Source organism: Streptomyces sp. NPDC005574 (genome assembly GCF_040605435.1).
Classification (GTDB): Bacteria; Actinomycetota; Actinomycetes; order Streptomycetales; family Streptomycetaceae; genus Streptomyces.
This window is the reverse complement of record NZ_JBEXCW010000078.1, coordinates 18,795-38,627: the sequence shown is the minus strand read 5'-3', so window position 1 is coordinate 38,627 and position 19,833 is coordinate 18,795. Positions and strand designations below refer to the sequence as shown.

At 70.9% G+C, this 19,833-nt stretch carries 19 protein-coding genes and 1 riboswitch; of the genes, 15 read left to right on the top strand and 4 right to left on the bottom strand.

Going from position 1 to position 19,833, the window contains the following annotated elements; translation table 11 throughout:
• The 3 genes from ABZT03_RS33440 to ABZT03_RS33430 all read left to right on the top strand — a co-directional run.
• Positions 1–768: cbb3-type cytochrome c oxidase subunit I (locus ABZT03_RS33440; RefSeq protein ID WP_356046407.1), on the top strand; the 768-nt coding region annotated here is incomplete at its 5' end.
• The gene (locus tag ABZT03_RS33435) at positions 765–1,163 is read left to right on the top strand and encodes a cytochrome c oxidase subunit 4 (protein WP_356046405.1); all 399 of its coding nucleotides are present in this window, start codon (positions 765–767) and stop codon (positions 1,161–1,163) included. The genes ABZT03_RS33440 and ABZT03_RS33435, both read left to right, overlap by 4 nt.
• Before the next feature lie 131 nt (positions 1,164–1,294).
• Complete coding sequence (locus ABZT03_RS33430) at positions 1,295–2,650, top strand: Ig-like domain-containing protein (RefSeq protein ID WP_356046403.1); 1,356 nt, start codon at positions 1,295–1,297, stop codon at positions 2,648–2,650.
• Positions 2,651–2,697: 47 nt separating this feature from the next.
• On the opposite strand, the gene ABZT03_RS33425 is transcribed toward ABZT03_RS33430, so the two are convergent.
• Positions 2,698–3,099 (bottom strand): hypothetical protein, encoded by a 402-nt coding sequence (locus tag ABZT03_RS33425; protein WP_356046401.1) that lies wholly within the window; start codon positions 3,097–3,099, stop codon positions 2,698–2,700.
• Positions 3,100–3,285: 186 nt separating this feature from the next.
• On the opposite strand from ABZT03_RS33425, the gene ABZT03_RS33420 reads away from it, so the two are divergent.
• The 6 genes from ABZT03_RS33420 to ABZT03_RS33395 all read left to right on the top strand — a co-directional run bounded on the left by ABZT03_RS33420 (position 3,286) and on the right by ABZT03_RS33395 (position 10,418).
• Positions 3,286–3,897 carry a heme-copper oxidase subunit III gene (locus tag ABZT03_RS33420; RefSeq protein ID WP_356046399.1) on the top strand — a complete coding sequence of 204 codons (612 nt, stop codon included), beginning with the start codon at positions 3,286–3,288 and terminating at the stop codon, positions 3,895–3,897.
• 64 nt (positions 3,898–3,961) lie between these two features.
• Entirely contained in the window at positions 3,962–4,771 is an 810-nt protein-coding gene (locus ABZT03_RS33415; RefSeq protein WP_356046397.1) for a c-type cytochrome, read from the top strand.
• Positions 4,768–5,835 carry a Rieske 2Fe-2S domain-containing protein gene (locus ABZT03_RS33410; protein ID WP_356046395.1) on the top strand — a complete coding sequence of 356 codons (1,068 nt, stop codon included), beginning with the start codon at positions 4,768–4,770 and terminating at the stop codon, positions 5,833–5,835. Before ABZT03_RS33415 ends, ABZT03_RS33410 begins: the two co-directional genes overlap by 4 nt.
• Entirely contained in the window at positions 5,832–7,496 is a 1,665-nt protein-coding gene (locus ABZT03_RS33405) for a cytochrome bc complex cytochrome b subunit (protein ID WP_356046393.1), read from the top strand. Before ABZT03_RS33410 ends, ABZT03_RS33405 begins: the two co-directional genes overlap by 4 nt.
• Before the next feature lie 130 nt (positions 7,497–7,626).
• Positions 7,627–8,691: an anthranilate phosphoribosyltransferase gene (gene trpD, locus ABZT03_RS33400; protein WP_356046391.1), complete on the top strand. Its 1,065-nt coding sequence runs from the start codon at positions 7,627–7,629 to the stop codon at positions 8,689–8,691.
• 68 nt (positions 8,692–8,759) lie between these two features.
• Positions 8,760–8,876: riboswitch (SAM riboswitch) on the top strand.
• Positions 8,877–9,056: 180 nt separating this feature from the next.
• Positions 9,057–10,418: an aminotransferase class V-fold PLP-dependent enzyme gene (locus tag ABZT03_RS33395; RefSeq protein ID WP_356046389.1), complete on the top strand. Its 1,362-nt coding sequence runs from the start codon at positions 9,057–9,059 to the stop codon at positions 10,416–10,418.
• A 40-nt stretch (positions 10,419–10,458) separates the two neighbouring features.
• Here ABZT03_RS33395 and ABZT03_RS33390 read toward each other — a convergent pair whose 3' ends face one another.
• Both ABZT03_RS33390 and ABZT03_RS33385 read right to left on the bottom strand, forming a co-directional pair.
• On the bottom strand, positions 10,459–10,740 hold the full coding sequence (locus ABZT03_RS33390) for an Lrp/AsnC ligand binding domain-containing protein (RefSeq protein WP_356046387.1): 282 nt from the start codon (positions 10,738–10,740) through the stop codon (positions 10,459–10,461).
• Entirely contained in the window at positions 10,737–11,480 is a 744-nt protein-coding gene (locus tag ABZT03_RS33385) for a rhomboid family intramembrane serine protease (RefSeq protein ID WP_356046385.1), read from the bottom strand. The genes ABZT03_RS33390 and ABZT03_RS33385 overlap by 4 nt, the downstream gene beginning before the upstream one ends.
• A 157-nt stretch (positions 11,481–11,637) precedes the next feature.
• On the opposite strand from ABZT03_RS33385, the gene ABZT03_RS33380 reads away from it, so the two are divergent.
• The 5 genes from ABZT03_RS33380 to ABZT03_RS33360 all read left to right on the top strand — a co-directional run bounded on the left by ABZT03_RS33380 (position 11,638) and on the right by ABZT03_RS33360 (position 17,082).
• Positions 11,638–11,877: a hypothetical protein gene (locus ABZT03_RS33380; protein ID WP_356046383.1), complete on the top strand. Its 240-nt coding sequence runs from the start codon at positions 11,638–11,640 to the stop codon at positions 11,875–11,877.
• 36 nt (positions 11,878–11,913) lie between these two features.
• A complete protein-coding gene (locus ABZT03_RS33375) occupies positions 11,914–13,263 on the top strand; it encodes an NYN domain-containing protein (protein WP_356046381.1) in 1,350 nt (449 codons plus the stop codon).
• A gap of 327 nt (positions 13,264–13,590) precedes the next feature.
• Entirely contained in the window at positions 13,591–14,625 is a 1,035-nt protein-coding gene (locus ABZT03_RS33370) for an NlpC/P60 family protein (protein WP_356046379.1), read from the top strand.
• 221 nt (positions 14,626–14,846) lie between these two features.
• Complete coding sequence (locus tag ABZT03_RS33365; protein WP_356046377.1) at positions 14,847–15,860, top strand: NlpC/P60 family protein; 1,014 nt, start codon at positions 14,847–14,849, stop codon at positions 15,858–15,860.
• 31 nt (positions 15,861–15,891) lie between these two features.
• Complete coding sequence (locus tag ABZT03_RS33360) at positions 15,892–17,082, top strand: hypothetical protein (RefSeq protein WP_356046375.1); 1,191 nt, start codon at positions 15,892–15,894, stop codon at positions 17,080–17,082.
• Between the two features lie 43 nt (positions 17,083–17,125).
• Here the strand turns inward: ABZT03_RS33360 and ABZT03_RS33355 are convergent, their stop codons facing one another.
• A complete protein-coding gene (locus ABZT03_RS33355; RefSeq protein ID WP_356046373.1) occupies positions 17,126–18,361 on the bottom strand; it encodes a glycosyltransferase family 87 protein in 1,236 nt (411 codons plus the stop codon).
• A gap of 120 nt (positions 18,362–18,481) precedes the next feature.
• Between ABZT03_RS33355 and ABZT03_RS33350 the strand changes: the two genes are divergently transcribed.
• Positions 18,482–19,624: a glycosyltransferase family 4 protein gene (locus ABZT03_RS33350; RefSeq protein ID WP_356046371.1), complete on the top strand. Its 1,143-nt coding sequence runs from the start codon at positions 18,482–18,484 to the stop codon at positions 19,622–19,624.
• Positions 19,625–19,833 lie beyond the last annotated feature (209 nt).

Sequence of the window (19,833 nt, the reverse complement as noted above, 5' to 3'; positions counted from 1 at the left end):
GGTGTGCTGCTGCCGTTCTTCTCCTTCATGACGTTCCTCATCGCGGTCCCGACCGGCGTGAAGTTCTTCAACTGGATCGGCACCATGTGGAAGGGTTCACTGAGCTTCGAGACCCCGATGCTCTGGGCGACCGGCTTCCTGATCACCTTCACCTTCGGTGGTCTGACCGGTGTCATCCTGGCCTCGCCGCCGATGGACTTCCACGTGTCCGACTCGTACTTCGTGGTGGCGCACTTCCACTACGTGGTCTTCGGCACCGTCGTCTTCGCGATGTTCTCCGGCTTCCACTTCTGGTGGCCGAAGATGACCGGCAAGATGCTCGACGAGCGCCTCGGCAAGATCACCTTCTGGACGCTGTTCGTCGGCTTCCACGGCACGTTCCTGGTCCAGCACTGGCTGGGCGCCGAGGGCATGCCCCGCCGGTACGCGGACTACCTCGCGGCCGACGGCTTCACCACCCTGAACACGATCTCGACGATCAGCTCCTTCCTGCTCGGCCTGTCGATCCTGCCGTTCCTCTACAACGTGTGGAAGACGGCCAAGTACGGCAAGCCGGTCGGCGTCGACGACCCGTGGGGCTACGGCCGCTCGCTGGAGTGGGCGACCTCCTGCCCGCCCCCGCGGCACAACTTCCTCACCCTGCCGCGGATCCGCAGCGAGTCCCCGGCGTTCGACCTGCACCACCCCGAGATCGCCGCTCTCGACCAGCTCGAGAACGTCGGTCACGGTGAGAAGGCCCTCTCCGGCGGCAAGGAGTCCGGCAAGTGAAAATCCAGGGATGGATGTTCATCTGGCTGAGCGCTTTCGTGCTCGTCATGGCGATCGTCTACGGCGTGTGGTCGAAGGAGCCGGCCGGCACCACGGCCCTCTTCCTGGCCTTCGGCCTGTGCATCATGATCGGCTTCTACCTGGGCTTCACCGCCCGGCGGGTCGACGCGGGTGCCCAGGACAACAAGGAAGCGGACGTCGCGGACGACGCCGGCGAGGTCGGGTTCTTCAGCCCGCACAGCTGGCAGCCGCTCTCCCTGGCGATCGGCGGAGCTCTCGCCTTCCTGTCGATCGCGATCGGCTGGTGGCTGCTGTACTTCTCGGCGCCGCTGGTCATGATCGGCCTGTGGGGCTGGGTCTTCGAGTACTACCGCGGTGAGAACCGCACCCAGTAGCACGCACCGAGCGCTCCAGGAGCCCGGACACTCCGTCAGGAGGGTCCGGGCTCCTGCTTTTGCCGCAATGCGCATCCCCCGTCCGTGTCACCCAGCGCGCCGCCGTTGACGAGGGTTCCTACGTTGGGCTCATGAGCCACTCTGACACCTCCCAAGGCGCGACAGCCGGTGCCGAGAGGCCGGCCGTGCTCAGCCCTTCGGGCCCCCACGTGCTCCGCCTCTCGACCCCGGCGCGCCCGCGCACCCGCACCGTCCTCGGCTGCACGGTGCTGGCCCTCGCCCTCGGCGCGGGCGTCAGCGCCTGCGGCAGCGACGGCAACCCGCTGTCCGCGGCCCCCTACGACGCGGCGGACCAGATCTCCTTCAACGGCCCCACGGGCGACGGCAAGAAGGCCGACCCGGACAAGCCCCTGGAGGTGACCTCCGACGACTCCGACGGGCGTCTCACGGACGTCACGGCCGTGGACGCGACCGGACGCTACGTCGTCGGTGAACTCTCCGCCGACGGCAGCCGCTGGCACAGCACCTCTCCACTGGCCGCCGACGCCCACTACACCGTGCGCGTCAGCACCGAGGACGAGGACGGGGCGCCCGGCCGCAAGGTCCTCACCTTCGACACCAGCAAGCCCACCAGCAGCAAGCGGCTGACCGTGACGTTCGGCCCCAAGTCCGGCACCTACGGCGTCGGCCAGCCGGTCACCGCCGAACTGAACAAGCCGGTCAGGGACAAGGTGCAGCGCTCGATAGTCGAGCGCGCCCTCAGGGTGGACTCCACACCCGCCGTACAGGGCGCGTGGCACTGGGTGGACGACAAGACACTGCACTACCGGCCCAAGGAGTACTGGCCCGCCCACGCCACCCTCCAGGTGCACAGCGACCTGGACGGCGTGAAGATCAGCGACCGGCTGCGGGGCGGCCCGGCCAAGCCCGTCAAGCTCACCACGGGCGACCGGGTGATCGCCGTCACGGACGCCTCGGCGCACTCGATGAAGTTCTACAAGAACGGCGAGGTGATCAACGAGATCCCGGTCACCACGGGCAAGCCCGGCTTCGACACCCGCAACGGCGTCAAGGTCGTCCTGGGCAAGGAGTACTTCGTACGGATGCGCGGCACCACGGTCGGTATCGCCGAGGGTTCCGCCGACTCCTACGACCTGCCGGTCTACTACGCCACCCGCGTCACCTGGAGCGGCGAGTACGTGCACGCCGCCCCCTGGTCCGTCGGCTCCCAGGGCTACGCCAACGTCAGCCACGGCTGCACCGGCATGAGCACCAGCAACGCCGAGTGGTTCTTCGACCACGTCCGCGAGGGCGACGTCGTCCAGGTCGTCAACTCCGACGGCGACACCATGGAGCCGTTCGGCAACGGCTTCGGGGACTGGAACCTCGACTGGAAGACGTGGCGCACCGGCAGTGCCCTGGTCGCCGGCACGCCCGACGCGCCGAGCGCGGCGGAGCAGGCCCGGCTGAGGCCGCAGAGCGTCTGATCGGTGTCAGGGGCCACGGACCTCGGGGGCGAGGCCGTAGCGGGCGCTCAGGCGCTCAGAGCGCGCTGCTGACGCAACAGGGAGGCCAGGGCGCCCGCGAACTCCACCGGGTCCACCGGCAGGGTCACCGCGGCGTCCGCACGGCTCCAGGTGGCCAGCCAGGCGTCCTGCGGCCGGCCGATCAGCAGCAGCACCGGCGGGCAGCGGAAGACCTCGTCCTTGAGCTGCCGGCACAGGCCCATGCCGCCCATCGGCGCGGCCTCGCCGTCCAGCACGCAGACGTCGATCCCGCCCTTGTCCAGTTCGCTGACGACGGCGGCCTGCGTCGCGCACTCCACGAACTCCACCACGGGAGCGTCGGGGGCGGGCCGTCGCCCGGTGGCGAGCCGCACTTGTTCACGGGTGGTGGAGTTGTCGCTGTAGACCAGCACCGTGGCGGTCGGCCGCATGTTTCCTCCGGGACGTCAGCGTCGTACGGACAGAACCGATGCGGCGGATGCTACTCCCTCGCCCACCCCGCCAACACCGGTTCGGACACCCCTTCACTGGGCCATACGGGCACTGCACACGCTGCGGACACTCCGAACGGCACCCCCCGGAGTGAGGGCGGGATAAGGGACCGACATAATGTCGGCGTGGCGACAGCAACGACAGTAGATACCGGGCACGCGCACCCGTCGGTCAACCGGCCGAACCTCACCAGCGTCGGAACCATCATCTGGCTGAGTTCCGAGCTGATGTTCTTCGCGGCCCTTTTCGCGATGTACTTCACCCTGCGATCGGTGACGGGGCCCGATCACTGGAAGGAGATGGCGGACTCCCTCAACGTCCCCTTCTCGTCGGTGAACACCACCGTCCTGGTGCTCTCCTCACTCACCTGCCAGCTCGGCGTGTTCGCCGCCGAGCGCGGTGACGTGAAGAGGCTCCGGGGCTGGTTCATCGTCACCTTCGTGATGGGCGCCATCTTCATCGGCGGTCAGATCTTCGAGTACACGGAGCTGGTGAAGAAGGACGGGCTCTCGCTCTCCTCCGATCCGTACGGCTCGGTGTTCTACCTGACCACCGGTTTCCACGGCCTGCACGTGACGGGCGGCCTCATCGCCTTCCTGTTCGTCCTCGGACGCACCTACGCGGCCAAGAGGTTCACCCACGAGCAGGCGACCGCCGCGATCGTCGTGTCCTACTACTGGCACTTCGTCGACGTCGTCTGGATCGGCCTCTTCGCCACGATCTACCTGATCAAGTAGTCGCGGCCGTACCCGCACTTATCCAGAAGCATCGACGCAGAAGATCCTGACACCGGGGTAATCCGTGAAAAAGCTCTCCGCACGACGACGCCATCCGCTGGCGGCGCTCGTCGTCCTACTCCTCGCGCTGGCATGCACCGGGGGGCTGTACGCCGCGTTCGCACCCGCGAGCAAGGCGCAAGCCGACGAGACAGCCCAGTCCCTCACCATCGAGGAGGGCAAGAAGCTCTATTCGGTCGGCTGCGCCAGCTGCCACGGCACCGGCGGTCAGGGCACCTCTGACGGTCCGAGCCTCGTGGGTGTGGGCGCCGCGGCCGTCGACTTCCAGGTCGGCACCGGCCGTATGCCGGCCCAGCAGCCCGGCGCGCAGATCCCGAAGAAGAAGGTCATCTACTCGCAGGCCGAGATCGACCAGCTGGCCGCGTACATCGCGTCGCTGGGTGCCGGTCCGTCCGTTCCGACCAAGGCGCAGTTCGGCCCCGACGGAGCCGACGTCGCCAAGGGCGGCGAGCTGTTCCGCACCAACTGCGCCCAGTGCCACAACTTCACCGGCAAGGGCGGCGCCCTGACGCACGGCAAGTTCGCACCGAACCTCGACGGAGTCGACCCGAAGCACATCTACGAGGCCATGCAGACCGGCCCGCAGAACATGCCTTCCTTCCCCGACACCACACTGTCGGAGCAGAACAAGAAGGACATCATCGCGTACCTGAACCAGGTCAACGGTGACAACACCGAGAGCCCCGGCGGTCTTGAGCTGGGTGGACTCGGTCCGGTCACCGAGGGTCTGTTCGGTTGGGTCTTCGGACTCGGCGCGCTGATCGCGGTCGCCGTCTGGGTCGCCGCTCGGACCGCAAAGGCCAAGAAGTCATGAGTAGCCAAGACATTCCAGAAGAGAACCTGCCCGCTGAGCAGGCCGCGCACGACCACGGGCACGGCGCGGTGGCCGTCGCGGACGACCGCCACCCGTTCGCCGACCCCGGTCTGCCGCCCCACGAGCACCGGGTCCAGGACATCGACGAGCGGGCCGCCAAGCGGTCCGAGCGCGTGGTGGCGTTCCTGTTCACCCTGTCGATGCTGGCGACGGTCGGCTTCATCGTCTCCTACGTGGCGATCCCGGCCGACAAGGCGATCTACGTCTTCCCGATCGGCAAGGTCAGCGCGCTGAACTTCGCGCTGGGCCTGACCCTCGGGCTCGCCCTGTTCACCATCGGCGCGGGGGCGGTCCACTGGGCCCGCACCCTGATGTCCGACGCGGAGATCGCCGACGAGCGGCACGCGATCGAGGCGCCCCCGGAGGTCAAGGCCAAGGTCCTGGCCGACTTCAAGCAGGGTGCCAAGGAGTCCGCGCTCGGCCGCCGCAAGCTGATCCGCAACACGATGTTCGGCGCGCTGGCCCTGTTCCCGCTCTCCGGCGTCATGCTGCTGCGCGACCTCGGTACGCTGCCGGGCACCAAGCTCCGCCACACCCTGTGGTCCAAGGGCAAGCTGCTGGTCAACATGAACACGAACGAGCCGCTGCGCGCCTCCGACGTGGTGACCGGCTCGCTCACCTTCGTCAAGCCCGAGGGCCTGGAGGAGGACGCCGAGGATTTCCAGACCGAGATCGCCAAGGCGGCCGTGATGATCGTCCGGCTGCAGCCGGACAACATCAAGGACAAGCGCGAGCTCGAGTGGTCGCACGAGGGCATCGTCGCGTACTCGAAGATCTGCACCCACGTGGGCTGCCCGATCTCCCTGTACGAGCAGCAGACGCACCACGTCCTGTGCCCCTGCCACCAGTCCACCTTCGACCTGTCCGACGGTGCCCGGGTGATCTTCGGTCCCGCCGGTCACGCCCTGCCGCAGCTGCGTATCGGCGTGAACGACCAGGGCTACCTCGAGGCGCTCGGCGACTTCGAGGAGCCTGTCGGTCCTGCATTCTGGGAGCGCGGATGAGTACTACACCCGGCAACACGAACCCCTCCGCCACGACCGGCTCGGCCAGCGGCTCGCGCGGCAAGGCACCGGCCGGCGAGCGGGTGGCCGACTGGGCGGACGGACGCCTCGGGATCTACTCCCTGGCCAAGTCCAACATGCGCAAGATCTTCCCCGACCACTGGTCGTTCATGCTGGGCGAGGTCTGCCTCTACAGCTTCATCATCATCATCCTCACGGGTGTGTACCTGACGCTGTTCTTCCACCCGTCGATGAACGAGGTGGAGTACCACGGCAGCTACGTCCCGCTGCAGGGACAGCTGATGTCCGAGGCGTTCAACTCGACCATGCACATCTCCTTCGACGTGCGCGGTGGTCTGCTGATCCGGCAGATCCACCACTGGGCGGCGCTGATCTTCCTCGCCGGCATGTTCGTGCACATGATGCGTGTGTTCTTCACGGGCGCGTTCCGCAAGCCGCGTGAGGTCAACTGGCTGTTCGGCTTCCTGCTGTTCGTCCTGGGCATGTTCACCGGCTTCACCGGTTACTCGCTCCCGGACGACCTGCTCTCCGGCACCGGTGTCCGCTTCATGGAGGGCGCGATCCTGTCCGTGCCGATCGTCGGCACGTACCTGTCGTTCTTCCTCTTCGGCGGCGAGTTCCCGGGCGGCGACTTCGTGGCCCGCTTCTACTCGATCCACATCCTGCTGCTGCCGGGCATCATGCTCGGTCTGGTGGTCGGCCACCTGATCCTGGTCTTCTACCACAAGCACACGCAGTTCGCGGGTCCCGGAAAGACGAACAACAACGTCGTCGGCATGCCGCTGCTGCCGGTCTACATGGCCAAGGCCGGAGGCTTCTTCTTCCTGGTCTTCGGTGTCATCGCGGCCATCGCGGCGATCGCCTCGATCAACCCGATCTGGGCCATGGGCCCCTACCGGCCGGACATGGTCTCCACGGGCGCCCAGCCCGACTGGTACATGGGCTTCTCCGAGGGCCTGATCCGTGTGATGCCGGGCTGGGAGATCAACTTCTGGGGTCACACGCTCGTGCTGGGCGTGTTCATCCCGCTGGTGATCTTCCCGCTGGTCCTGGTCGCGATCGCGGTGTACCCGTTCATCGAGTCCTGGGTCACCGGCGACAAGCGCGAGCACCACATCCTGGACCGCCCGCGCAACGTCCCCACCCGGACGGCGTTCGGTGTGGCCTGGATGACCTGGTACTTCGTCCTGCTGATCGGTGGCGGCAACGACATCATCGCCACCCACTTCCACCTGTCGATCAACGCCATCACCTGGTTCGTCCGGGTCGCGTTCTTCGTGGCGCCGGTCATCGCGTTCGTCATCACCAAGCGCGTCTGCCTCGGCCTCCAGCGCCGCGACAAGGACAAGGTGCTGCACGGCCGCGAGTCGGGCATCATCAAGCGCCTGCCGCACGGTGAGTTCATCGAGGTGCACGAGCCGCTCAGCCAGGAGCAGCTGCACACCCTCACCGCGCACGAGCAGTACAAGCCGGCCGAGATCGGCGCGACGGTCGACGCGAACGGTGTCGAGCGGAAGGTGAAGGGACCCGAGAAGCTGCGCGCCAAGCTGAGCGAGGCGTACTACGGCGACGAGTCCCAGATCCCCAAGCCCACCGTCGAGGAGTACAAGGAGATCACGAGCGGCCACGGCCACCACTGATCGCTGCGCACGCCACTGAGGGGCCCTCGTCCGGTGTTCGGACGGGGGCCCTTCGCCGTGCCCTGGGCTGGATAGGGTGGTCCCGTTGAGATCCGCGTCCCGAGGTACGGGACCGACCCAGGAGCGGCTGATGAGCGCTGTGACCCCCGCTGGAGGCGACACCACGGCGGGCCGTTCCTGGCCCGAGGTACTGAGCGCGCTGCTCGGCGGCCGGGACCTGAGCGCCGGCGACACGGCGTGGGCGATGGACCGCTTCATGAGCGGCGAGGCCTCGGACGCGCAGATCGCGGGCTTCATGGTGGCGCTGCGGGCCAAGGGCGAGACGGTCGAGGAGATCAACGGCCTCGTCGAGGCGATGTACGCGCACGCGCAGCCGCTGGACATCCCCGGGCCGGCCGTCGACATCGTCGGTACCGGCGGCGACCGGGCCAGGACGGTCAACATCTCGACGATGTCCGCCGTGGTGATCGCGGGCACCGGCGCGAAGGTGGTCAAGCACGGCAACCGGGCGTCGTCGTCGGCGAGCGGCTCCTCCGACGTGCTGGAGAAGCTCGGCATCAACCTGGACCTGTCGCCGGAGGGCGTGGCGCGGGTGGCGGAGGAGGCTGGGATCACCTTCTGCTTCGCGGCCAAGTTCCACCCGTCGATGCGGTTCGTCGGAGGCGTCCGGCGCGACCTCGGCATCCCGACCTCGTTCAACCTGCTCGGTCCGCTGACCAACCCGGCCCGGGTCACGGCCTCGGCGATCGGCTGCTTCGACACCCGGATGGCCGGTCTGATCGCCGGCGTCCTGGCCGAACGCGGCTCGTCCGCGCTTGTGTTCCGCGGCGACGACGGCCTCGACGAGCTGACGACCACGGCCACCTCCCGGGTGTGGACCGTCCGCGACGGCAAGGTGACCGAGGGGGCCTTCGACCCGCGTGACGTCGGCCTCGAACTCGTCCCGGTGGAGGCGCTGCGCGGCGCCGACGCGTCGTACAACGCGGAGGTCGCACGGCGGCTCCTCGACGGCGAGACCGGGCCCGTGCGCGACGCGGTCCTGTTGAACTCGGCGGCGGCACTGGTGGCCCTGGAGCCGACCGGGGCGCCGCTGACCGAGCAGATCCGCGCCGGGCTGGGCAGGGCGGCCGAGTCGATCGACTCCGGCGCGGCCAAGCGGACCCTGGAGCGCTGGGTGGCGGCCAGCAACGCGTAGCCGGGCGGCGTCCCGCGATCCGGACAGGGGTTGCGGGACGCCGATCACCTCCCGTACGTTCGTGCGCAGGTCATGAGTGACAGTCATGAGGCCCCGGCCGACTGTCCGGCAACCCTCCGTCCGTGGCGGGGTGCCCCGGGTGAAGACCAGGCCGCAGGCAGCGAGGTCTGCGGCAAGCGCGGACCCCTCCCACTCCTTCGAGTGGACGAAGCCCAGGGGTCCTGGTCTCGAGGGAGTCCCCCGTGAGCAAGCGAATGCGATAGGGCCGCAGAGCCCCGCCTCCGCATCCCCTTCTCCAGCCTTTTCCCGCGCCGGGCCGTGTCGTGCCCGCGCGGTGATTCCGCCGCCTCTCACGGGAGTTCGCCATGTCCGTCTCCACCGTTGCCGCCGCCCGGTCGCTTTGTGCCCCGCTGCCCGTTCTGGGCGCGGACGTCACCGTCCCGCTCGTCACGGGCGGCGAGGTCACCTACGCCGCGCTCGACTACGCGGCCAGCGCCCCCGCCCTCCAGCGGGTCTGGGACGACGTCGCCGCGTACGCCCCGTACTACGGCAGCGTGCACCGCGGTGCCGGATACCTCTCGCAGCTGTCGACCGACCTGTTCGAGAACGCCCGGGTGACGGTCGCCGAGTTCCTCGACTGCCGCACCGACGACCAGCTGATCTTCACGCGGTCCACCACCGACTCCCTCAACCTGCTCGCCGCCGCGCTCCCGGCTGGCTGCCAGGTCTTCGTCTTCGAGACCGAGCACCACGCCTCGCTGCTGCCCTGGAAGGACGCCCGGGTCACCTACCTCGACGCCCCGCGCACCCCGCGCCAGGCCGTCGAGACCCTGGAGCGCGCCCTCGCCGCCCGCGACCCGCGGGGCCCGGCCCTGGTCTGCGTCACCGGCGCCTCGAACGTCACCGGCGAGCTGTGGCCCGTACGGGAGCTGGCGGCCGCCGCGCACGCCCACGGGGCCCGGATCGTGCTGGACGCCGCCCAGCTGGCCCCGCACCACCCGGTGTCGGTGCGGGAGCTGGACGTCGACTGGGTCGCCTTCTCCGGCCACAAGCTGTACGCGCCGTTCGGCTCCGGGGTGCTGGCCGGCCGCGCCGACTGGCTGCGGGAGGCCGACCCGTACCTCGCGGGCGGCGGCGCCAGCCGCAAGGTCACCCGGCGCGAGGACGGGGGAGTGGACGTCGAGTGGCACGACACCGCCGCCCGCCACGAGGCCGGCTCGCCCAACGTCATCGGCGTCCACTCCATCGCCTCCGCCTGCAAGGCCCTCACCGAGGCCGGCTTCGACAACCTGGTCGCCCGGGAGCGGCAGCTGATCGACACCGTCCGCGCCGGCCTCGCCGAGGTGCCCGAGGTGCGGGTGCTGTCGCTGTTCGGGGACGACGCCCCACGCGTCGGCGTGATCTCGTTCGTCGTCGAGGGCTGGAACAGCTCGCACTTCGCCGCGGCGCTCTCGGCCGAGTACGGCATCGGTGTCCGCGACGGCCTGTTCTGCGCCCACCCCCTGGTCCGCACCCTGCTGGGCGGCGACCCCGGGACCCAGGGCGAGTGCGGCGCCCCCGAGGCGGCGCCGGGCGAGAAGTCCCTCAACGCGATCCGGGTGAGCTTCGGCGCGGGGACCCCCGACGAGCATGTGGAGCGGTTCGTGGGCGCCGTACGGGAACTGGTGCGGGACGGCGCCCGGTGGCAGTACCGCACGGAGGGCGGCCGCTGCGTCCCGGCGGTGTGAGGGCCCTCGCGGCGGTGCCCGGAGGCGGTGTCTCAGGCGGTCAGGAGTCCAGCCCGATCGCGAACGCCGCCTCCAGGTCGTGCTGCGAGTAGGTGCGGAACGCGACGTGCGTGTCCGTGCCCTCGACCCCGGGGATCTTGCTGATCCGCCCGGGGATGACCTCCGCGAGGTCCTCGTGCCGCGCGACCCGGACCATGGCGATCAGGTCGTAGGTGCCGGTGACCGAGAAGACCTCGCTGACGGACTCCAGGGCGGCGATCGACTCCGCGATCTCGGGAATCCGGTCCACGCTTGTCTTGATGAGGACGATCGCGGTGATCACGGCTGGTTCTCTCCCTCGGGGGCCGGAGCTGGGGCGGAGTTCACTCTAGTGGTACGGCCGAAACGCACCCACGCGTAGCAGAAGCCCGCCGCGAACCCCACCAGGTGCGCCAGGTAGGCGACGCCCGGCCCCTGGGGCGCCCGCCCCGCCGCCAGCCACTGCAGGGCCGCCCAGAAGGGCAGCACGACCCAGGCGGGGAAGCGCAGCGGCAGGAAGAACAGGAACGGCAGCAGGCTGGTCACCCGCGCTCCGGGGAACAGGTACAGACACGCCCCGAGGACGGCGGAGATCGCCCCGGAGGCGCCGACCAGGGACTGGGTGGAGCCGGCGTTGGCGGCCGCGTAGCCCAGCAGCGCCAGGCAGCCGCAGCCGACGTAGAAGAGGGCGAAGCGCAGGCGCCCCATGCGTTCCTCGGTCAGCGCGCCGAAGACGTGCAGGAAGAGCATGTTGCCCAGCAGGTGCACCCAGCTGCCGTGCACGAACAGGGCCGTGGCGGGGGTGAGGACGGCCCTGGGGGAACCCTCGAACAGTTCTGCGGGGACCACGCCCCAGCGGTGGAAGTAGGCCCGCTGCGCGGCGAGCAGCCCGTCGCCCGAGCCGTAGGCGGGGTCGAGGCCGGAGGCCGGGCCGATCACGAACAGCAGGCAGCAGGCGGTGATCAGGCCGTACGTCACCGGTGCGGGCGACGTCCGGACCCTGCCGACCGTTCTGCCGACCGCCGTGCTCCAGTTGCCGATCATGGACACAGAGCATGACGTAAGCGGACCGAACCGCCCAGACCGCCTCGCCGCCGTGGACGGACGGGCGGCGGGTCCCCGCCAGGCCGTAGGGTTACGAGCCACACGCACCGGGGAATCCGGCGCGTCACGGACACCAGAAGGAAAGCGGACGCCCACGATGACGGTTCCCCTGCCGACCGACGCCACCCGGTGGCGTTGCACCCTCTGCGGCAACCTCACCCGCTTCGACGTGACGCGCTCGTCGAAGGTCGTCGAGTACGTCCACCTCGACCTCGCGGGTGAGCCGAAGGTCGAGGAGCGCGAGACGCTCAGTGAGACCATCGAGTCGGTGCGCTGCCGCTGGTGCAACGCGGTGGATCAGGTGGAACTCGTGGACAGGCCGGGTGCCGGCTCCTGACGGGAGCGGGTCCCGCACAGGTATTGGGGTTGACGGATGGTGGAGACCACGGACGGGGAGCCGGGCGACGGCGCCGCCGAGGTGCTCGACCGTCCGCTGCCCGACGGCGTGCGCCGCAGGGTCGTGCAGATCGTGTCGGACGGCTTCGGCGGCCTGACCGTAGGCGAACTGCCCGCACAGCTCAGACAGTACGCCCGGTTCGCGCCCAACCGGCGGGCCAAGTTCGCCGGGAACGCGATGGCGGCCGCCCTGGAGACCGATCCGCTGTTCCGGCAGCGCATCGGGGAGAAGTTCCGGGAGACCCAGCCGGAGCTGTCCGCGGCGCTGGACTCCGGTGCGCCGCCGCCGGCCGCGGACCCGCTGGACGTGGCGGCCGCGGCCTACGTGCTGCGCCCCACCGGCTGGGTGAAGCTGGTGACCGCGGCCGGCGAGGAGGCCCTGCGGGCGGACGCCGAGCGGGCCGGCGAGGAGAGCCGGGCGGAGCTGGCGCGGCTGCGCGAGGAGCTCGCCCAGGCCCGTGAGCAGACCCGGACCGACACCGAGCGGCTGCGGACCGAGCTGGACACGGCGAAGAAGGAAGCGGAATCGCTGCACCGCAAGCTGCGCGCGGCCCTCAGCGACGTCAAGCGGGGCCAGGCGGCCCTGCGCAAGCTCCAGAGCGAGACCGAGACGGCCCGCGCCGAGGGGCAGACCCAGGTGTCCGCCGCCGAGAGCGAGAGCCGGCGGCTCAAGGCGCGGCTCGGCGAGGCCGAGGCGGCCCTGGAGGCGACCCGCCGGGCGGCCAGGGAGGGGCGCAGCGTCGAGGACATGCGGGTCCGGCTGCTGCTCGACACCGTGCTCGACGCGGCCCAGGGGCTGCGACGCGAACTGGCGTTGCCGCCCGTGTCCGTGCGGCCGGCGGAGACCGTCGACGCGGTCGAACCGGGACGAATGACCCCGAAGGACATCGCCGCGCGCGCTCTGTCCGAGAACGACCCCGCGATCCTGGACCAGTTGCTGGCGCTGCCGCAGGCGCATCTCGTGGTCGACGGCTACAACGTCACCAAGACCGGCTATCCCCAGATGCCCCTGGAGAAGCAGCGGTTGCGGCTGCTCGGGCAGCTCTCGCAGCTCGCCGCGCAGACCGGGGCCGAGGCGACCTGCGTCTTCGACGGGGCCGAGCTGGCCGCGCCGGTCCTGCTCGCGCCGCCGCGGGGGGTGCGGGTGCTGTTCTCCAAACCCGGTGTGACGGCCGACGAGTTGATCCGTCAACTGGTGCGCGCGGAGCCGCCCGGGCGTCCGGTCATCGTGGTCTCCACCGACCGCGAAGTGGCCGACGGGGTGGCGCGGGCGGGGGCCCGGCCGGTGGCCTCCGTGGTCCTCCTGAAGCGGTTCTCCCGGGCCTGAGAAGGCCCGGCACCCGCGTGGACCGAACTGCCCTGTAGGTCCCGCACATCACGTACGCACCAACCGCAACGTACGGCGGCAATGACCGAATTGACGGTACTTGCACGCAACGTAGTGTCAGTTGCGCATCACTGCACGTGAGTTGTTTGTGAAGATTGCAGACTGTGACAAACATTTTTCACGTGAGGATTTGAACTGATCACAAGAAGGTCACTAGGGTCTGGGCTCGAACCCCCGCTCGGGTGATCACTCATTCGGAGTGACGGCGGAGGGGCACCGCCCGCCGGCGTCTCGGTAGGCGGCTGGAGGAAGAAGGAGCTCGCCTTCGTGGCGTCCCACCGTCGACCCAAGCAGCCGAGCCGCACCCGTGTGACCGTGCTCACCACCGCCGCCGCCGCGGCCGTCGTCCTCAGCGCCAACGCCGCCAACGCGGCACCGAGCGAGAAGCCGAGCAAGGGCGACGTCAAGGCGAAGGTCGACAAGCTCTACGAAGAGGCGGAGCAGGCCACCGAGAAGTACAACGGGGCCCAGGAGAAGCAGGAGAAGCTCCAGAAGGAGATCTCCACCATCCAGGACAACGTGGCCCGCGGCCAGGAAGAGCTCAACGAGCTGCGCGACAGCATCGGCCTGGCGGCCGCCGCCCAGTACCGCACCGGCTCGATCGACTCCTCCGTCCAGCTGTTCCTGTCGGCCGACCCGGACGACTACCTCGACAAGGCCTCCACGCTCGACCAGTTGAGCGGCCAGCAGGTCGAGGCGCTGAAGAAGATCCAGGAGAAGCAGCGCGAACTCGCGCAGGAGCGCGCCGAAGCCTCCGACAAGCTCAAGGACCTCGCCTCCACCCGCACGGAACTGGGCAAGAAGAAGCAGGAAGTCCAGACCAAGCTCGCCGACGCGCGCAAACTCCTGAACACCCTGACGGCCGCGGAGCAGGCGGCGCTCAACGCCGCCGACGCCCGCGCCAGCCGCTCCGCCACCGAGCGGGTCGACCTCGGCAACGACGGCTCCGCCTCCAACCGGGCCGCCGCCGCCTTCGCCGCCGGACAGAGCAAGATCGGCACGCCGTACGTCTACGGCGCGTCCGGCCCCTCCTCCTTCGACTGCTCGGGCTTCACCTCCTGGGCCTACGCCCAGGCCGGCGTCACCATCCCGCGCACCTCGCAGGCCCAGGCCAACGCCGGCACGCGCATCTACAACCAGAGCGACCTCAAGGTCGGCGACCTGGTCATCTTCTACGGCGACATGCACCACGTCGGCCTCTACGCCGGCAACGGCCAGGTGCTGCACGCCCCGCGCACCGGAACCGTCGTGCGCTACGAGTCGATCGGCAACATGCCGTTCCAGTTCGGCGTCCGTATCTGACTCCGGCTCCCGCCCGAACGGGCGAATTGCCGTCACCGCCGCTGACCCCGCGCCCCGCCCATGACCTGCGTCATAGGCGGGGTGTCACGTTGTGTGCCCGCGCGGGTCGTTGGTGACCGCCCGGTCACGGGGCTACTGTCTGCCGCGTTTCCCCACGCCGGAGCGCCGCTCCGGTCCCGGGGAGCAGTCCGTGTCCGCCAGCGGAAGGAGTGCGGCTTCCCGTGGGGTTCCATCGCCGCCTTGTACCGTCCGGGTTCGACCGGGGCGCCAGTACCGCCCTGTGCGTCCTGTCCGCCGCAGCCGCCGCTCTCGGCGCCGTACCGGCTGCGGCCGCGCCGCACGACGACACCCGTGCCGAGGTGGACCGCCTCTACGAGGCGGCCGAGCAGGCCACCGAGGCCTACAACAAGGCCGACGAGCAGGCCGATTCACTGCGCGAGCGGGTGAGCGACGCGCAGGACCGCATCGCGCGGCAGCAGGAGCGCGTCAACACCATGCGGGAGGCGCTCGGTTCACTGGCCGGCGCGCAGTACCGCTCCGGTGGCCTCGACCCCTCGCTCGCGCTGCTGTTCTCCGACGACCCGGACGACTATCTCGACAAGGCCGCCGCGCTCGAACGGATCACCGGCCGCCAGGCCGGCGAACTCAGGGAACTCCAGTCGGCGATGCGTGAACTCGCCCAGGAGCGCGCGGAGGCGACCGGCGAACTCGCCGATCTGGAGCGCAGCCGCAAGGCCGTCGCCACCCACAAGCGGACCGTGGAGAAGAAGCTCGCCAGGGCCCGGCAGCTGGTCGACTCGCTGCCGTCCGGGGAGCGCGCGGCCTACGACCGGGCCTCCCGCTGGGGGCGTTCCGAACTGCCCGACCCCACCGGCGCGGGCGCGCCCTCCGCCCGGGCGGCCGCCGCGGTCGCCGCCGCCCGCTCCGTGCTCGGCAGGCCGTACGTCTGGGGCGCGACCGGGCCCTCCGGCTTCGACTGCTCGGGCCTGATGCAGTGGTCCTACGCGCAGGCCGGCGTCTCCCTGCCCCGCACCTCGCAGTCCCAGCGCTACGCGGGCCGGCAGATCCCGCTCTCCGAGGCCCGGCCCGGTGACCTGGTCACCTACCGGTCCGACGCCAGCCACGTCGGGATGTACATGGGCGACGGCCAGGTCATCCACGCGCCCTACCCCGGCGCGCCGGTGCGCTACGACCCGGTGGGCATGATGCCTGTCTCGTCGGTCACGAGGGTCTGACCCGGCGCCCCGCTCGCCGTACGATCGGGAAGTGGCTGGTCGAGGGCGGGTGGCGGGATCGGTGTGCGTGGCGCTGTGTCTGCTGCTCGTGTCCCTGACCGGGTGCGGCGGGCGGACGGCTACCGACAGCGCGAAGGCCGACGTGCAGCGGGTCCTGGACCGGCGGGCCACCGCGGTCCTCGACCGTGACCGGGCCGCGTTCGTCCGGACCGGTGCGCTGAGCTGGTTCGGGAACCTCGGCGCGGTGCCGCTGGCGGCCTGGTCCTACCGGGTCACCGCCGTGCACCGCACCGGCTCCACGGCCACCGCCGACGCCGAACTCGGCTACCGCGTCGAGGGGTACGACACCGCCCCGGTCACCGTCGGCCGGACCCTGAACCTGAGCCGGGACGCGGGCGGCCACTGGTACGTCGACGCGGAGCTGCCCGCCCGCAGGACCGCGCAGCAGCTGTGGGACCAGGGCGAGGTGACCGTCGTCCGGGGGGCGCACAGCCTGGTGATGGGGGTCGGGCAGACCGGTGAGACCCTCCACCGGTACGCGGAGCTCGCCGACCGCGCGGTGCCCGCCGTGTCCGCGGCCTGGGGCACGGACTGGAGCCGGCACGTCGTGGTGCTGGTGCCGAAGTCGCTGGACGGGATGGCCGGCCTGCTCGGCTCGCCCGCCTCCTCCTACCGCGGGATCGCCGCGGTCACCACCGGCGAGACGGGCGCTCCCGCCCGGGCTCCGGCGGACCGGATCATCGTCAACCCGGACGCGTACGGCGTCCTCGGCGACGTCGGCAAGCAGGTCGTGCTCACCCACGAGACCACCCATGTGGCCACCCGCGGCGCCACCAGCGCCGCCACCCCGCTGTGGCTGTCCGAGGGGTACGCCGACTGGATCGGCTACCTCGGCACCGGCCGCACACCGGCCGAGGCCGCGCCCGAGCTGTGGCGGGCGGTGACCGGCGGCCACCTCCCCGCCGGGCTGCCGGCCGACGGCGACTTCGGCTTCACCGGCGACGCGAGCGGGCTGGCACGGGCCTACGAGGGCGGCTGGATGGCCTGCCGGTACATCGCCGAACACTGGGGCGACGAGCGGCTGCGCGCCTTCTACCGGGCCGTGGGCGGACACGACCGGCGGGCCGGGGCGGTCGAGGACGCGATGGACAAGGTCCTCGGTACGACCCCGGCGCGGTTCACCGACCGCTGGCGGGCCTATCTGCGGGCGCAGCTGACCTGACCGGGGCCCGTGACGGCGGGCCCGGACGGCCTGGCGGGCGGCGTCAGGGGGAGACGGAGGTCTCGTCGGTGCGGGTCGGCTGAGCCGGGAGCACAGCCGGGTCCGGGCGGGGGACCGTGGAGCGCCACAGGGCGCGGGCCCCGGCGAGCGCGGCGAGCACCAGCAGGCCATTGCGCACGAACAGGAGGGTCACGCCGAGGGCGTCGCTCGCCACGACGTTCGCGAACCAGACCGGGAACTCCAGCACCGTCACCAGGCTCGCCGCCAGCACCAGACAGGCCGGCACCCCCATCCGGCTGGCCCGGAAGCACATGCAGACGGCCGCCAGGCCGATCAGCCACACCAGGTACTGAGGGCTGATCACCCGGCTGGTGGTGGTGAACATCAGCACCGCCACGAAGGCCGCGTCCGCGAGGGTGTGCGCCTGGAAGCGGGTGGCCATCAGCCGCCACAGCAGCAGCCAGCCGAAGGCGATCCCGGTGAGGAACAGAGCGGCCATGCTCACCAGGTCCACGTGGGGGCCGACGAACTCGACCGAGCCGTAGTTGAGCAGCACCTGACCGTGCCAGCCGTGGTGGCGGGCCACGTGGAAGACCAGCGAGCCCAGCGACTCGACCTCGGTGCCGCGGCCCCGCTGGAAGGTCAGGAAGGCGAAGGCGCCCGGCATGGCGATCGAGAACAGGGCGGCCAGCGCGACCACGGTGGCCGACGCCGAGGCCCACACGCCCCGTCTGCGGGCGGCGACCAGCACCAGCACCGGCCACACCTTCAGCAGCGCCCCGAAGCCCGCGAGCACACCCGCCACCCGGGGATGCCGGGCCGCCGCGAGCAGCGCCCCGACGGCCACAGCGGTGACCATCACGTCGTAGCGGGCGTAGACGGTCGGTCCGAGCAGCGGTACGCCCACCACCCACACCCAGGCGCCGCGCAGCGACCTGCCGGGGCGCAGGCCCGCGTACAGCAGCAGGGCGAGGACGACGAGGTCGGCCACGCAGGCCAGCACGAAGAAGGCGTGCGGGTAGCTCAGGAACGGCAGCAGCCCTGGGGAGAGGATCGCGAGCGCGGCGGCGGGCGGGTACTGCCAGGTCACGTCGTCCAGCGGGAACGTGCCGGTGCGCAGCACGTCGAACCAGCCCTGGTAGATGACCGAGACGTCGCTGGTGACGTCCGGGCCGGGGAAGACGTACACCCGGAAGACGAACAGCAGCAGGAGCAGCCTGGTCACGCCCCACGCCCCCAGCAGCCAGGCCAGTGACCGCCACCCGACCGTCGTCTTCACGTGAACCCCTGCCCGTTCGCTGCGCGCCCTGAGGAGAACATGATGTCCCGCCCCGCTGTGAGCCTGCCACACGGGCGGCAGGGCCCGGCTGTGAGCGGCCGTTCGGTAGGGTCGGCGGCGATGCACAAGACCCTCGTCGTCACGAACGACTTCCCGCCCCGGCCCGGCGGCATCCAGGCCTTCCTGCACAACATGGCGCTACGGCTCGACCCCGAGCGGATCGTCGTGTACGCCTCCACCTGGAAGCGCGGCCGGGAGGGCGCCGAGGCGACCGCCGCCTTCGACGCCGAGCAGCCCTTCACCGTCGTCCGCGACCGTACGACGATGCTGCTGCCGACGCCGGTCGTCACCCGGCGGGCCACCGGGCTGCTGCGCGAGCACGGCTGCACCTCGGTCTGGTTCGGGGCGGCGGCCCCCCTCGGCCTGATGGCACCCGCGCTGCGCCGCGCCGGCGCCGAGCGGCTGGTGGCCACGACCCACGGCCACGAGGCCGGCTGGGCCCAGCTGCCCGCCGCACGGCAGCTGCTGCGCCGGATCGGGGAGTCCACGGACACGGTCACCTACCTGGGGGAGTACACGCGCTCGCGGATCGCCGCCGCGCTCAGCCCGCAGGCGGCCGCGCGGATGGCGCAACTGCCGCCCGGCGTCGACGAGAAGACCTTCCATCCCGGCTCGGGGGGTGCGGAGGTCCGGGCGCGGCTCGGGCTGACCGACCGTCCCGTGGTCGTGTGCGTGTCCCGGCTGGTCCCGCGCAAGGGGCAGGACACGCTGATCCTGGCCATGCCCCGGATCCTGGCCGCCGAGCCGGAGGCCGTCCTCCTGATCGTCGGCGGCGGCCCCTACGAGAAGCGACTGCGCGAGCTGGCGCGGACGACCGGGGTGGCCGGCTCGGTGCGCTTCACCGGGGCGGTGCCCTGGGCGGAGCTGCCCGCGCACTACGGCGCCGGCGACGTGTTCGCGATGCCGTGCCGGACCCGGCGGGGCGGGCTCGACGTGGAGGGCCTCGGGATCGTCTACCTGGAGGCGTCGGCGACCGGGCTGCCCGTCGTGGCGGGCGACTCCGGGGGTGCACCGGACGCCGTGCTCGACGGGGAGACGGGCTGGGTCGTACGGGGTGGGTCCGCCGAGGAGGCGGCCGACCGTATCACCGCGCTGCTCGCGGACGGGGAGCTTCGCAGGAGCATGGGGGAGCGGGGGCGGGCCTGGGTCGAGGAGAAGTGGCGGTGGGATCTGCTGGCGGAGCGGCTGGAGCGGCTGCTTTAGCCTGGCGGCGCGGGGGGTTGGGGGTACGTCGGGTGGGTGCGTAGTTCCCCGCGCCCTGAGCGCCCACGGGGGTGGGGGGTTTGGTGGTTCGGCGGGTGCGGGGCCGTCGTGGCTTGTCGCGCGGTTCCCCGCGCCCCTGGGGCGCCTGCCGGGGTGGGGGCCCTTTCGCGGATCGGCGGGTGCGGGTGCGTTGGGTTTGGCGCGCAGTT

What these genes read in the sequence shown, in the direction of transcription:
- ABZT03_RS33430 (WP_356046403.1), top strand. Translation starts at nt 1,295, where the DNA reads ATGAGCCACTCTGACACCTCCCAAGGCGCGACAGCCGGTGCCGAGAGG.
- ABZT03_RS33425 (WP_356046401.1), bottom strand. Translation starts at nt 3,099, where the DNA reads ATGCGGCCGACCGCCACGGTGCTGGTCTACAGCGACAACTCCACCACC.
- ABZT03_RS33410 (WP_356046395.1), top strand. Translation starts at nt 4,768, where the DNA reads ATGAGTAGCCAAGACATTCCAGAAGAGAACCTGCCCGCTGAGCAGGCC.
- ABZT03_RS33405 (WP_356046393.1), top strand. Translation starts at nt 5,832, where the DNA reads ATGAGTACTACACCCGGCAACACGAACCCCTCCGCCACGACCGGCTCG.
- trpD (WP_356046391.1), top strand. Translation starts at nt 7,627, where the DNA reads ATGAGCGCTGTGACCCCCGCTGGAGGCGACACCACGGCGGGCCGTTCC.
- ABZT03_RS33395 (WP_356046389.1), top strand. Translation starts at nt 9,057, where the DNA reads ATGTCCGTCTCCACCGTTGCCGCCGCCCGGTCGCTTTGTGCCCCGCTG.
- ABZT03_RS33385 (WP_356046385.1), bottom strand. Translation starts at nt 11,480, where the DNA reads ATGATCGGCAACTGGAGCACGGCGGTCGGCAGAACGGTCGGCAGGGTC.
- ABZT03_RS33380 (WP_356046383.1), top strand. Translation starts at nt 11,638, where the DNA reads ATGACGGTTCCCCTGCCGACCGACGCCACCCGGTGGCGTTGCACCCTC.
- ABZT03_RS33375 (WP_356046381.1), top strand. Translation starts at nt 11,914, where the DNA reads ATGGTGGAGACCACGGACGGGGAGCCGGGCGACGGCGCCGCCGAGGTG.
- ABZT03_RS33350 (WP_356046371.1), top strand. Translation starts at nt 18,482, where the DNA reads ATGCACAAGACCCTCGTCGTCACGAACGACTTCCCGCCCCGGCCCGGC.